11 protein-coding genes are annotated in these 13563 nt (G+C 70.0%); 6 read left to right on the top strand and 5 right to left on the bottom strand.

Annotation, left to right across the window (positions count from 1 at the left end; all coding sequences use genetic code 11):
* Positions 1-99 precede the first annotated feature (99 nt).
* Complete coding sequence (locus tag IH25_RS0125465) at positions 100-1053, top strand: IclR family transcriptional regulator (protein ID WP_394298450.1); 954 nt, start codon at positions 100-102, stop codon at positions 1051-1053.
* Positions 1054-1152: 99 nt separating this feature from the next.
* Positions 1153-1590 (top strand): SsgA family sporulation/cell division regulator, encoded by a 438-nt coding sequence (locus tag IH25_RS0125460; protein WP_030615049.1) that lies wholly within the window; start codon positions 1153-1155, stop codon positions 1588-1590.
* Between the two features lie 113 nt (positions 1591-1703).
* Here the strand turns inward: IH25_RS0125460 and IH25_RS0125455 are convergent, their stop codons facing one another.
* Positions 1704-3137, bottom strand: a complete 1434-nt coding sequence (locus tag IH25_RS0125455) for a YibE/F family protein (RefSeq protein ID WP_030615047.1) — start codon at positions 3135-3137, stop codon at positions 1704-1706.
* 251 nt (positions 3138-3388) lie between these two features.
* On the opposite strand from IH25_RS0125455, the gene thiC reads away from it, so the two are divergent.
* Complete coding sequence (gene thiC, locus IH25_RS0125450) at positions 3389-5173, top strand: phosphomethylpyrimidine synthase ThiC (RefSeq protein WP_030615045.1); 1785 nt, start codon at positions 3389-3391, stop codon at positions 5171-5173.
* Positions 5174-5249: 76 nt separating this feature from the next.
* Here thiC and IH25_RS0125445 read toward each other — a convergent pair whose 3' ends face one another.
* The 3 genes from IH25_RS0125445 to IH25_RS0125435 form a co-directional block, all read right to left on the bottom strand.
* Entirely contained in the window at positions 5250-6116 is an 867-nt protein-coding gene (locus tag IH25_RS0125445) for a hypothetical protein (protein WP_030615042.1), read from the bottom strand.
* A gap of 181 nt (positions 6117-6297) precedes the next feature.
* Entirely contained in the window at positions 6298-7377 is a 1080-nt protein-coding gene (locus tag IH25_RS0125440; protein ID WP_030615039.1) for a metallophosphoesterase, read from the bottom strand.
* A 307-nt stretch (positions 7378-7684) separates the two neighbouring features.
* The gene (locus IH25_RS0125435; protein WP_030615036.1) at positions 7685-8797 is read right to left on the bottom strand and encodes a LacI family DNA-binding transcriptional regulator; all 1113 of its coding nucleotides are present in this window, start codon (positions 8795-8797) and stop codon (positions 7685-7687) included.
* 443 nt (positions 8798-9240) lie between these two features.
* Between IH25_RS0125435 and hisC the strand changes: the two genes are divergently transcribed.
* Positions 9241-10320 carry a histidinol-phosphate transaminase gene (hisC, locus tag IH25_RS0125430; protein WP_030615033.1) on the top strand — a complete coding sequence of 360 codons (1080 nt, stop codon included), beginning with the start codon at positions 9241-9243 and terminating at the stop codon, positions 10318-10320.
* A 75-nt stretch (positions 10321-10395) separates the two neighbouring features.
* Here hisC and IH25_RS0125425 read toward each other — a convergent pair whose 3' ends face one another.
* Positions 10396-10773: a cyclophilin-like fold protein gene (locus IH25_RS0125425; RefSeq protein ID WP_030615030.1), complete on the bottom strand. Its 378-nt coding sequence runs from the start codon at positions 10771-10773 to the stop codon at positions 10396-10398.
* Between the two features lie 210 nt (positions 10774-10983).
* Here IH25_RS0125425 and IH25_RS0125420 point away from each other — a divergent pair, with 210 nt between their 5' ends.
* Together IH25_RS0125420 and cydB are read left to right on the top strand one after the other, a co-directional pair.
* Positions 10984-12492 (top strand): cytochrome ubiquinol oxidase subunit I, encoded by a 1509-nt coding sequence (locus tag IH25_RS0125420; RefSeq protein WP_030615025.1) that lies wholly within the window; start codon positions 10984-10986, stop codon positions 12490-12492.
* A gap of 15 nt (positions 12493-12507) precedes the next feature.
* Positions 12508-13515 (top strand): cytochrome d ubiquinol oxidase subunit II, encoded by a 1008-nt coding sequence (cydB, locus tag IH25_RS0125415; protein WP_030615023.1) that lies wholly within the window; start codon positions 12508-12510, stop codon positions 13513-13515.
* The last annotated feature ends 48 nt before the right edge of the window (positions 13516-13563 follow it).

Genomic DNA, 13563 nt, shown 5'->3' with positions numbered 1-13563 from the left:
AGTCCGGAACCCCCCACAGGCTCCGGCTCCGTGGGCGGCGCCGATCCCCGTGCACCTCCTCTCGCACGGGCTCCCTCCTCGCGCTTCGGGAGTGACCCCTTGGCCATCGTCGACACCGCACCGGCAGCACCCCACACACCCGCCCTCGCACCGCGCCCCTGCGCACCCCCTCCCCAGCGACCACCGACCCCGCTCGTCCCCGGCCAGAGCACCGCGTCCCCGGCGGACAGCCCCGGCCCGCCGCCCGCCGCGGATGTCTGCGGGCCACCGTCCGCCACCGGCCGGCCGGCACCGCGGCCCGCGTCCGCCGGCACGCTCATCGGCTCCGTCCAGCGCGCCATGCGCCTGCTGGAGACCGTCGCCTCGCACGCCTACGGCGCCCCCGCCAAACAACTCGCCCGCGAGACCGGGCTCCCGCTGCCCACCACTTACCACCTGCTGCGCACCCTGGTGCACGAGGGCTATCTGCACCGGGACAAGGGGCTGTTCTTCCTCGGTGACGCCGCAGAACGCCTGGCCCGCTGCGGAGCACAGCAGAAACGTCGCAGCATGGTGGCGGACACGCTCGCGCACTGGCGCGATTCCATCGGTGTGCCGGTCTATTACGCGATGTACCGGGACGGTGAGATCGAGGTCATGTGCGTCTCCGCCTCCCGGCAGGCTCCGGCGGTCGAGGAGTGGGCGGACTTCCGCGAGACCGGCCATGCCCACGCCATCGGGCAGTGTCTGCTCTCCCAGCTGGACGAGGAGGCGCGGCGCGACCACCTCGCGCGCTACCCCGTCCGGCCCCTCACGCCGTACACCGTGCGGGACGACGACGCGCTGCTACGACGGCTGGCCCGGACCCGCCGGATGGAACCGACGGTGGAGCGCCAGGAGTACGCCGTCGGGACGGTCTGCGCGGCGATCCCCCTCACGGTCGGCGCCACCGCCGCCACGATGGCCATCTCGCTCCCCGCCCACCAGGCCGACCGGCTGCTGCCCGCCGCCCGCCGGCTGCAGACGGAGATCGGGCGCCACCTGGGCTCGCTCACGCTCTCTATCAGTATCTGAAAACTCACTCCTTGTAATCCACCGTGTACGTTCAGCTAGATTTGAGCACGGTCAGAGGGATCGATCCCGGCCAGTCGACGTCATATGACGGGGTAGTCAATGCGCGAGTCCGTACAGGCAGAAGTCATGATGAGCTTTCTCGTGTCGGAGGAGCTCTCCTTCCGCATCCCGGTGGAGTTGCGCTACGAGACCAGTGATCCCTACGCCGTGCGGCTCACCTTTCATCTGCCCGGCGACGCGCCGGTGACCTGGGCCTTCGGGCGGGAGCTGCTGGTCGACGGGGTCGGCCGTCCGTGCGGGGAGGGAGACGTGCGCATCTCCCCGGCCGACTCCGAGGTGCTGGGCGAGGTGCTGATCCGCCTTCAGGTCGGCGGCGACCACGCCCTCTTCCGCTCGTCGGCGCCCCCGCTCGTGGCCTTCCTCGACCGCACCGACAAGCTGGTGCCGCTCGGCCAGGAGGGCGCCCTGGCCGATTTCGACGCGCATCTGGACGAGGCCCTGGACCGCATCCTGGCCGAGGAGCAGAGCGCCGGCTGAAGCGCTACGGCGAGGGGGCGCTCCGCCGGTCCCCCGCGCCGCGCCGCAGGAACGCTTCTGCGCGACGGTGCCGGTCCCGGCAGCGCACCTCGCCGCGCCGGAACCGCCGGCGCTCACCGCTTCCGGCGCCGCCCCCGGCCGCCACGCGCGGGCGCGGACCGGGCGGCCCCGGCGGCCGACCCGGCCGCCCCGGCGTCCGGGGCGGCCCGGTCGGCCGACACCACCAGCGCGGCCAGCGCCGTGGTGACCGGGACCGAGGCGACCAGACCGATCGAGCCCACCAGCGTGCGCACGATCTCCTCGGCCACCAGCTCGCTGTTGGCCACGGTCCCGACGCTGCTCTGCGCGATCGAGAACAGCAGCAGCAACGGCAGTGCGGCACCGGCGTAGGCGAGCACCAGGGTGTTGACCACGGACGCGATGTGGTCGCGGCCGATCCGGATGCCTGCCCGGTACAGCCCGCGCCAGCCCATCGATGGGTTGGCCTCGTGCAGCTCCCAGACGGCCGAGGTCTGGGTCACCGTCACATCGTCCAGGACACCGAGCGAACCGATGATGACCCCGGCCAGCAGCAAGCCGCTCATGTCGATCGACGGATACAGGCCGTGGATCAGACCGGTGTTGTCGTCCGTGTTGCCGGTCAGCGCGGCCCAGCCGATGAACAGCGAGCCGAGCACACCGATCAGCGCCAGCGATATCAGCGTGCCGAGCACCGCCACCGAGGTACGGGCCGACAGCCCGTGACACAGATACAGGGCGATCAGCATGATGGCGCTCGACCCGACCACGGCCACCAGCAGCGGGTTCGAACCCTGGAGGATCGCCGGCAGGATGAACAGCGTCAGCACGAGGAAGCTGACGGCCAGCGCGACCAGCGCCATGACACCGCGCAACCGGCCCACCAGCACCACGGCGACCGCGAAGATGCCCGCGAGCAGTGTCATGGGGAACTTCCGGTTCACATCGGTCACCGCGTACTGCAGGTCCCTCGGGGCCGAGGGCTCGTAGGCGACGACGACCTTCTCGCCCTGGTGGAGCTGGCGTGACTGGTCCGGCTGCACGATCTCGGTGAAGGTACGGCCCTTGTCCTTGCCGGTGTCGACCCGGATGGTGGCCTTCCTGCAGGTGCCCTTGGCCCGCTGCTGCGCCGAGCTGCCCTCGGCCGTGGAAGTGTCACCGGTCGGGGGCACACCGGGGGCGTTCGCCGACGCGCAGCTCAGCTCGACGACCCGGGTGACCGTGGCCTGCTGGGTCTGCCGGTCGAAGCCGACGCCGGTGCGCTTGTGCTCCGGGGCCTGTCCGGGCCAGAGCACCACGAGGCCGACCAGGACCGCCGCGGTGAAGGGGACCAGGATCGCCGCGATGACCTTGCGCAGATGCTGGGAGACGGGAGCGGCGGGGCCGTGACTGTGGCTGTGACCGTGCGCGTGGCCGTGCCCGGAAGCGGCTCCACGGCCGCTTTCGGGGGCCCCGTGACCGTGCCCGGTGCCTTGTTCGGAGCCGTCTCGGCGGTGCGGCTCGGGCGGCTGGTGGGGGTACTGCTCCATGCTGGTCACCGCCCGATCATCCCAAGAACGCAGGGGGGCCCACTGTTCACCGCGCCATACATGGCGCTAGCGTGGAGGCACCTTTGCACACGCGGGAGCTCGGAGCACCGGGCTGAGAGGGCGCTGACCTCCGTGGATGCGATGTTTCACGTGGAACGAGCGATGTTCCGCGGGGAACATCAGCCGACGGAAACCGCTGCGTCGACCGCCGAACCTGTTACCGGGTAATGCCGGCGTAGGGAGTAGGTCTCATGACCAACAAGGACGCACGCACGCCTGCCTCCGCTCAGGACGAGAAGTCCACGGAGGCCGGGAAGTCCATCGGCTGGCACAAGGCGTATGTCGAGGGCTCGCGCCCCGACCTCCGGGTGCCGGTCCGTCAGGTGCATCTCACCAACGGGCAGTCGGTCACGCTGTACGACACATCGGGCCCGTACACCGATCCACTCGTCGACACGGACGTCCGCAGGGGCCTGTCGCCGCTGCGGGAGAACTGGATCATCGCCCGCGGCGACACCGAGGAGTACGCGGGCCGTCCCGTCCGTCCCGAGGACGACGGGATCAAGCACACCTCGCCGCGCGGCGGGCTGCGCAACCTGGACGCGGTCTTCCCTGGCCGCCCGCGCCAGCCGCGGCGGGGGCGCGACGGTCAGGCGGTGACGCAGCTCGCGTACGCCCGCCGGGGCGAGATCACTCCGGAAATGGAGTTCGTGGCCCTCCGGGAGAACGTGTCGCCCGAGGTGGTCCGCGAGGAGATCGCGGCGGGCCGGGCCGTGCTGCCGGCCAACGTCAACCACCCGGAGATCGAGCCGATGATCATCGGCAAGCGGTTCCTGGTGAAGGTGAACGCCAACATCGGCAACTCGGCGGTGACGTCCTCCATCGAGGAGGAGGTCGAGAAGATGACCTGGGCGACCCGCTGGGGCGCCGACACGGTCATGGATCTGTCCACCGGCCGCAACATCCACACCACCCGCGAGTGGGTGCTGCGCAACTCCCCCGTCCCCATCGGCACGGTGCCGCTCTACCAGGCACTGGAGAAGGTCGACGGTAAGGCCGAGGAACTGACCTGGGAGATCTACAAGGACACCGTCATCGAGCAGGCCGAGCAGGGCGTGGACTACATGACCGTCCACGCGGGCGTCCGGCTGCCGTACGTTCCGCTCACCGCCAACCGTAAGACCGGCATCGTCTCGCGCGGCGGCTCCATCATGGCCGCGTGGTGCCTGGCGCACCACAAGGAGTCGTTCCTGTACGAGAACTTCGAGGAACTGTGCGAGATCCTCGCCGCCTACGACGTCACGTACTCGCTGGGCGACGGCCTGCGGCCCGGGTCGATCGCCGACGCCAACGACGAGGCGCAGTTCGCGGAGTTGCGGACGCTCGGCGAACTCAACCGGATCGCCAGGCGTTTCGACGTACAGACGATGATCGAGGGCCCCGGGCACGTCCCGATGCACAAGATCAAGGAGAACATCGACCTCCAGCAGGAGATCTGCGACGAGGCTCCGTTCTATACGCTCGGTCCGTTGACCACGGACGTCGCGCCGGCGTACGACCACATCACCTCCGGTATCGGTGCCGCGATGATCGCCTGGTGGGGCACGGCGATGCTCTGCTACGTTACGCCCAAGGAGCACCTGGGCCTGCCCAACCGGGACGACGTCAAGACCGGCGTCATCACCTACAAGATCGCCGCGCACGCGGCGGACCTCGCCAAGGGGCATCCCGGGGCGCAGGAGTGGGACGACGCGCTGTCCGACGCCCGTTTCGAGTTCCGGTGGGAGGACCAGTTCAACCTCGCCCTGGACCCCGACACGGCACGGGAGTTCCACGACGAGACCCTGCCGGCCGAGCCCGCCAAGACGGCCCACTTCTGCTCGATGTGCGGTCCGAAGTTCTGCAGCATGAAGATCTCGCAGGACATCCGGCGGGAGCACGGCGGCAGCCGGTCCGAGATCGAGGCGGGCATGGCCCAGAAGTCGCAGGAGTTCGCGGCGGCCGGCAACCGGGTGTACCTGCCCATCGCCGACTGAACCGCCCTCCGGGAGCGCACCGCGTCGGCCCGGCCGTGCCCGGTGCGCGCCCCGGACGGCCCGGTGCGCGGCCGGGCTACTCGGGGCGGTGTTCCGGGCCGCCGAAGTCCGGGCTCGTGTAGTCGGGGCTGGTGTAGCGCGGGCGGTCGGAGGCCGTGCCGTCGCCGGGGCTGCTGAAGCCGGGCCGGTCGTAGCCCAGACGCGGGATGCGGCCGGTCGGAGCGGGCGGGACCGGGTGCTGTGCGCCGGCCGGTCCGGCCTCGGCCTGTGCCTCCCGGAGGAAGGGCAGGATGCCCCGCTCCAGCAGGGCGTCCCGCCAGGCCTCTCTGGCCCGCTCCAGCTCCTCCTCGTTCGCCCTGCCCCGGGCCCGGGCGTCCGCCGGGGTGCGGTTGCGCAGGGCGGCGAGCAGCAGTCCGACGGCGGCCACGAGGGCCGTCGCCGCGGTCAGCGCGCCGAACACCCAGCCGGTGGCGAGCAGGGTGCGCGCGAGGGTCTGCCCGGAGCTCAGCGCCCGCAGGACGTAACCGACGAGCAGCAAGATCGCCGCCGCGGTGCCGGAGAGGACGGGAGCCAGCACGGCGAGGACCGCGGCGGCACCCGCACCGGTGTCCTCGGCCGCCTCGTCCGGCGGGGCCCCCGCGTCCTGCGCGGTCGGGCCGTGGGCCGTCGCAGGGGAGTCGCCGGTGGCCACCGGGGCGGACAGCACCGGTTGGCGCAGTGCGTCGCGGAGTTCGGCGTAGTGCCGGTACTCGACCGCCGCGGCTGCCGTGATCAGAACGGCGGCGTCGAGTGCCATGGTGCGCAGGTGAGCCGTGGTCAGCCGCCGTGCGGCGGCGGCCGGTTCCGGTCGGCGCGGTGCCGAGCGCAGTGCTTCGTCGAGCAGTCGCTCGAATTCCCGGAGGTCCTCGCTCTTCAGGTGCTGCGGAAGGCTGTTCATCTGCATCCCCCGATGCTCCGTAGGGCTTGGGGCTCGCGCGTCGGCTGCCGTCGGGCAGAAACGGAGGGGAGCCTGCTACGGGTAAGCCGATGGTAGAGCCGTGACGGCGCGCGATGACAGGGGATTGCCGGAAATTGCCCTCCGGCCTGCGCGTACGCGTTCCGGGGGACGCCTTTCCGGGGAACCCTCAGTTGTCCAGCGGCAGTTGCCGGACCAGCAGCTTTCCGGCCATGGTCACGCCACCGTCCATGGCGATGGCGAGCCCGTCGGCGTAGACGTGCGGCCCTTCGACGGCCGGGCCGGTGCCCTCCTCGCCGTCCTCGGACCCGACCTCGCCGAGGAGGTAGGGGATGGGGCTGTGGCCGTGAACGACGCGGGTGCCGCCGTACGTATCGAGGAGGGTGCGCACGGCGTCGGCGCCGCCCTCGTCACGGAAGGAGAAGCGCTTGGTGAACTTGCGGAACAGGTCCCAGACCTCGTCGGCGTCGTTACGGGTCAGGGTCTCGCGGACGGTGTCGTTGACCGCCTCGATGGAGTCGCCGTAGTCGAGGTAGGCGGTGGTGTCGGAGTGGACGAGCAGATAGCCGTCGACCACCTCCACGGCGTCGAGGCGGGCCATCCACTGCAGATGGTGGTCCTGGAGGCGGTCCATGTCGGTCTTCTGGCCGCCGTTGAGCAGCCAGGCCGCCTGGAAGGTGGCGGTGCCCGCGCCGGAGTTGACGGGGGTGTCCCCGAACCGTTTGGCGCCGAGCAGCAGCAGCTCGTGGTTGCCCATGAGGGCCTTGCAGTAACCGCCTGCCGCGGCGGCCTCGGCGGACAGCCGCATGACCAGGTCGATGACGCCGATGCCGTCCGGGCCGCGGTCGGTGAAGTCGCCGAGGAACCACAGCCGGGTGGTGCCGGCGCACCACTGGCCCGAGGCGTCGATCAGGCCCTGTTCCTGGAGGGCGGCCACCAGCTCGTCCAGGTAGCCGTGGACGTCGCCGACGACGTAGAGCGGTCCGGGCCCGGTCGCGGGCTGCGGGGCCGGCGCGGCGGGGACCGGCTCGACGGGGAGCTGGAGGGTGTCACCGCGGTTGATGACCGGCAGGTCGCGCTGGGTGGGGGTGTAGCCCTCGGGGTACGCCTCCTCACCGGTTGGAACGGCGTTGCCGGGGTGGGTGCCGCCGGCGTACGGACCGGTCTCGTGTACGTACGCGGGTACCCGGAAGTCGCGCAGCGTCGCCGTCCGCTCCGCCTCGGGTCCCTGACCGGCCCCCTGAGTCATCAGACCCCTCCACCATCGCGCCGCATCTGCACCGCTTCGGACTGCCTGGTCGCAGCGGTCCGCGGTGTCGTGGGGCCCATCATAGGAATGCGCGTCGCGCCGTGTGATGACCCAGGGGTCGTGAATCGGAACAAGACTCCGGTTCACCGCGGCTTTCGCCCTGTTTGGGCAGATGTTCGACCTGCTGTCGACCGGTTGATCCCCCGGCCGACCGGTTCCCGTGCCGCACCGGACGCGCCCCTGCCCGACCGGACGCGCCCCGTGCCGCGTCCGCCGGGCCCCGCGCCGCCCCGGGCCGCTCGGGGTGCTACCGGTCGTCCGGGGTGCGCGGCGGGCTGACCGTCGTGCGCGGGGACCGCCGCTGCGAGGAGGTGCGCACGATCAGCTCGGTCGGTATCACCTGCTCGACCGGCTGCTCGGACTCGACGCCCTCGATCGCGTCGATGAGGAGCTGGACGACGGCGGTGCCGATGCGGCGTGGCTTCAGCGAGAGCGTGGTGATGGGCGGCTCGGTGCTGGCGTACATGGTCGACTCGCTGCAGCACACCAGCAGCAGGTCGTCGGGGACGCGCAGACCGTAGCGGCGGGCGGCGGCGAGCAGATCGGTGCCGTTGGGGTCGAACAGCCCGTAGACCGCGTCGGGCCGGTCGGGGCGGGCCAGCAGCCGGTCGGCGGCGACGGCGCCCGCGCACGGGTCGTGTGCCGGGTACGCCTCGTAGACCGGGTCCTGGCCGACCCGTTCGCACCAGCGCAGGTAGGCGGTGGTGGACAGATGGGTGTAGGTGTCCGTCGAGGTGCCGGTGAGCAGGCCGATGCGGCGGGCGCCGGCGTCGGCGAGGTGGTCGAGGATGCCGAGCACGGCGGCCTCGTGGTCGTTGTCGACCCAGGCGGTGACGGGGAGGGAGCCGGCCGGACGGCCGTCGGAGACGACCGGCAGTCCCTGCCGGACGAGCTCGCTGACGACCGGGTCCTGGTCGGAGGGGTCGATGACGACCGTGCCGTCCAGGGCCACGTTGGACCAGACGTCGTGGCGGGAGGTCGCGGGCAGGATCACCAGGGCGTAGCCGCGGGCGAGCGCGGCCGAGGTGGCGGCCCGGGCCATCTCCGCGAAATACGCGAACTCCGTGAAGGTGAAAGGTTCATCCCCGTAGGTCGTCACGGTCAGGCCGATCAGGCCCGACTTCCCCGTACGGAGGGTCCGGGCGGCTGCCGAGGGGCGGTACCCGAGGCGGTCGGCGACCTCGCGTACGTGGCGCCGGGTGGCATCCGGGAGCCGGCCCTTGCCGTTGAGGGCGTCGGACACGGTCGTGATGGAGACCCCGGCGGCGGCGGCGACGTCTCTGATGCCCGCCCGGCCCGGCCGACTGCCTCGACGTGAGGTTTCCGCGCGGCTCACCTGGTGCTTCCCTGCTGCTGTCATGGCGAGCCGATAGTAGGGCTCATGCGGCGGGGTGGTGCGGCCGCATATGCACACCTTTGGAGGCACGTTTCTGCATGGCTATATGGCGTCAAGTTCCTTGGAAACAAAGGCCGTTGCGCGTTTCCAGGGTAGGGCATGACTTGCCGAGGCGTACGGACCTGCCAAGCGTCCGATGTTTCGAAGAGGTCTCAACTCACCTGCACGGGCGACGCGCGCCAGGGCGCAAGCCACCGGCGCATAGATATATGTACGGCGCGCCCCCCGGATCGCACGCCTTCGTGCGGTGATGCCCCTGATGCCGACGGGGCCCCGCGATCCCGGCGCGGGGGCCAGCGGCCCGGTGGTGCCGCGCCTGTACGCAGCCGGGCCGAATCCTCTTAAGGTGTGGAGTATTGGAAGCCGGCGGCGTCGACGGTCCGCCGGTGGTCGCGAGGAGGACTGCGGTGAGCGAGACAAGCCCCAAGCTGCGCGCCGAGTTGGAGGGTATCCCCACCTACAAGCCGGGCAAGCCGGCCGCGGCCGGCGGTCCGGCCGCCTACAAGCTGTCCTCCAACGAGAACCCGTACCCGCCGCTGCCGGGCGTGATGGAGAGCGTGACCGCCGCGGCCTGCGACATGAACCGCTACCCGGACCTGGCATGCACCGGGCTGATGAACGAGCTGTCCGATCGCTTCGGTGTGCCGCTGTCCCACCTGGCGACCGGGACCGGATCGGTGGGGGTCGCCCAGCAGCTGGTCCAGGCCACCAGCGGTCCCGGTGACGAGGTGATCTACGCCTGGCGGTCGTTCGAGGCCTACCCGATCATCACGCAGATCAGCGGCGCCCGGTCGGTGCGGGTGCCGCTGACGCCGGGCGATGTGCACGACCTGGACGCGATGGCGGACGCGATCACCGACCGGACGCGGCTGATCTTCGTCTGCAACCCCAACAACCCGACCGGCACGGTGGTGCGGCGGGCCGAGCTGGAACGGTTCCTCGACCGGGTGCCCGAGGATGTGCTGGTGGTGCTGGACGAGGCCTACCGGGAGTTCATCCGCGACCCCGAGGTGCCCGACGGGGTGGAGCTGTACCGGGAGCGGCCCAACGTCTGTGTGCTGCGGACCTTCTCCAAGGCCTACGGGCTGGCCGGGCTGCGGGTCGGTTTCGCGATCGCCCATGAGCCGGTGGCGGCGGCCCTGCGCAAGACGGCGGTGCCCTTCGGGGTGAGCCAGCTCGCGCAGGAGGCGGCGATCGCTTCGCTGCGGGCCGAGGACGAGCTGCTGGGCCGGGTCGGCTCGCTGGTGTGTGAGCGCACGCGCGTGGTCGACGCGCTGCGGGACCAGGGCTGGACGATCCCGGAGACGCAGGCCAACTTCGTGTGGCTGCGGCTGGGGGAGCGCACTGTGGCGTTCGCGCAGGCCTGCGAGGAGCACGGGGTGGTGGTCCGGCCGTTCCCGGGCGAGGGTGTGCGGGTGACGGTCGGCGAGGCCGAGGCGAACGACATCTTCCTGAAGGTGGCGGAGGGGTTCCGCAAGGGCCAGTGATCCGGCGGCAGCGCCGGTGCCGGGGAGCGGTGATTTCCCGGGAGCGCCGCGAGGAGCTGTGACTCCGCGGCGGGATCAGTCTTCGATCAGTTCCACACGGATGGGGTCGCCGGCTCGTACGGTCGCCAGGAGGCCGGCGTCCCCGTCCAGGCTGCCGAGGATGTTGCACGGGCTCGCGAGGCGGCATTCCCCGTCGTGCGAGATCGGCGTGGGCCCATAGGGGAGGGCGAGGGAGTCGCCTTCCGTCCAGAAGGCCACCGTGCCCGGCTCCACGACCTGGCGGGCGTCCGTTTCACGTGAAACAGAGACGCCTGTGTCGAAATACACCTCCTCACCCCATGTGCTCGCGGTCGAGGCGAGGGGTAGTGCCTTGGCGAGGGCCTGTGCGGTCGGGGTGCTTGCGTCGAGGCTCGCGGTGATGCTGCCCGCGGGCCAGGAGATGCGTATCTGCATGGCGGGCAATTCAACAAGATGTTGAAGTCGCTGCCAAGGTCTTGACTCCATGGCGATAGGGGGGACCCCCCTGGTTCGGCCGAAAATCGGTGCGTCATAATGGCTTGTGAATGTGAACGCGTTCACAAGCGCGTCCCGTTTGCTCCTGTATGAGGGCAACAAACAGGTGCAAACCGCCGCTGACCACGCCGTAGTAAGGAGAGTGACGACGTGGACCTGGCTTTGGCGCCGGAAACACTGGCGCGCTGGCAGTTCGGCATCACCACCGTCTACCACTTCCTGTTCGTTCCGTTGACGATCTCCCTGGCCGCGCTCACGGCCGGGCTGCAGACGGCCTGGGTGCGCACGGAGAAGGAGAAGTACCTCAGAGCGACCAAGTTCTGGGGCAAGCTCTTCCTGATCAACATCGCCATGGGCGTGGTCACCGGCATCGTGCAGGAGTTCCAGTTCGGCATGAACTGGTCGGACTACTCGCGCTTCGTCGGTGACATCTTCGGCGCCCCGCTCGCCTTCGAGGCGCTGATCGCGTTCTTCTTCGAGTCCACCTTCATCGGCCTGTGGATCTTCGGCTGGGACAAGCTGCCGAAGAAGATCCACCTGGCCTGCATCTGGATGGTCTCGATCGGCACGGTCCTGTCGGCGTACTTCATCCTCGCGGCCAACTCCTGGATGCAGCATCCGGTCGGCTACAAGATCGACAAGGCGAGGGGCCGGGCCGAGCTCACCGACTTCTGGGCCGTGCTGACCCAGAACACCGCCCTCACCCAGGCGTTCCACACGCTCTCGGCGGCCTTCCTGACCGGCGGTGCCTTCATGGTGGGCATATCCGCCTACCACCTGGCCCGCAAGAAGCACATCCGCGAGATGAAGACCTCGCTGCGGCTCGGCCTGATCACCGTGGTCATCGCCGGTCTGCTCACCGCGATCAGCGGCGACATCCTCGGCAAGGTGATGTTCAAGCAGCAGCCGATGAAGATGGCCGCCGCCGAGGCGCTGTGGGACGGCCAGAAGCCGGCGCCGTTCTCGATCTTCGCCTACGGCGACGTGGAGAAGGGCCACAACAGCGTGGCCATCGAGATCCCGGGCCTGCTCTCCTTCCTCGCCGACGACAACTTCACCTCGTACGTCCCCGGCATCAACGACGTCAACAAGGCCGAGCAGCAGAAGTTCGGGCCCGGTGACTACCGGCCCAACATCCCGGTGGCCTTCTGGGGCTTCCGCTGGATGATCGGCTTCGGCATGGCCTCCTTCGCCATCGGGCTGGCCGGACTCTGGCTGACCCGGAAGAAGTTCATGCTGCCGCAGCACCTCCGGGTCGGTGAGGACGAGGTGCCGCACCTGGTGCTGTTCAAGAAGCAGGCGCTCGGTCCGAACCTCACCCCTTGGTACTGGCGCATCGCGACCTGGACGATGGCCTTCCCGCTCATCGCGAACTCCTGGGGCTGGATCTTCACCGAGATGGGCCGCCAGCCGTGGGTCGTCTACGGCGTCCTGCGGACCCGGGACGCGGTCTCCCCCGGTGTCTCCCAGGGCGAGGTCATCACCTCGATGGCCGTCTTCACCGCGCTGTACGCGATCCTCGCCGTGGTCGAGGTCAAGCTGCTCGCGAAGTACGTCAAGGCCGGCCCGCCCGAACTCACCGAGGCCGACCTCAATCCGCCCACGAAGATCGGCGGCGACACCCGTGACGCCGACAAGCCGATGGCCTTCTCGTACTAGGCCGGGGGAACAGTCATGGAACTTCACGACGTCTGGTTCGTCCTGATCGCCGTCCTGTGGACCGGCTACTTCTTCCTGGAGGGCTTCGACTTCGGAGTCGGCGTCCTCACCAAGCTGCTGGCCCGGGACCGAGCCGAACGCCGGGTGCTGATCAACACCATCGGCCCGGTCTGGGACGGCAACGAGGTCTGGCTGCTCACCGCGGGCGGTGCGACCTTCGCCGCCTTCCCCGAGTGGTACGCCACCCTCTTCTCCGGCTTCTACCTGCCGCTGCTGCTCATCCTGGTCTGCCTGATCGTCCGGGGCGTCGCCTTCGAGTACCGGGTCAAGCGGCCCGAGGAGAACTGGCAGCGCAACTGGGAGACGGCGATCTTCTGGTGCTCGCTCCTCCCGGCTTTCCTGTGGGGCGTGGCCTTCGGGAACATCGTGCGGGGTGTGAAGATCGACCAGCACTTCGAGTACGTCGGAGACGTCGGGGATCTGCTCAACCCCTACGCCCTGCTCGGCGGCCTGGTGACGCTCACGCTGTTCACCTTCCACGGAGCAGTCTTCACCGCGCTCAAGACCGTCGGTGACATCCGGGTGCGGGCGCGGAGGCTGGCCCGGTGGGTCGGTCTGGCCGCGACCGTCGTGGCGCTGGCCTTCCTGCTGTGGACGCAGGCCGACAGCGGTGACGGCAAGAGTCTGATCGCCGTGATCGTGGCCGTCGCCGCCCTGGTCGCCGCGCTGGTGGCCAACCAGGCCGGACGGGAGGGCTGGGCGTTCGCGCTGTCCGGGGTCACCATCGTGGCCGCCGTGGCGGTGCTCTTCCTCTCGCTCTTCCCGAACGTCATGCCGTCCACCCTGAACGGGGACTGGAGCCTGACGGTCACCAACGCCTCGTCGAGCCCCTACACCCTCAAGATCATGACGTGGCTGGCGGCGATCGCCACCCCGCTCGTCGTGCTCTACCAGGGTTGGACCTACTGGGTGTTCCGCAAGCGGATCGGCACGCAGCACATTGCTCCCGACGCCGCTCACTGAGTCCGCCGAGGGTGTGTTTCACGTGAAACACACCCTCTGGACCGAAGG

This window comes from Streptomyces achromogenes subsp. achromogenes, assembly GCF_000720835.1.
Classification (GTDB): Bacteria; Actinomycetota; Actinomycetes; order Streptomycetales; family Streptomycetaceae; genus Streptomyces; species Streptomyces achromogenes.
This window is presented reverse-complemented; position numbering and strand designations above follow the sequence as displayed.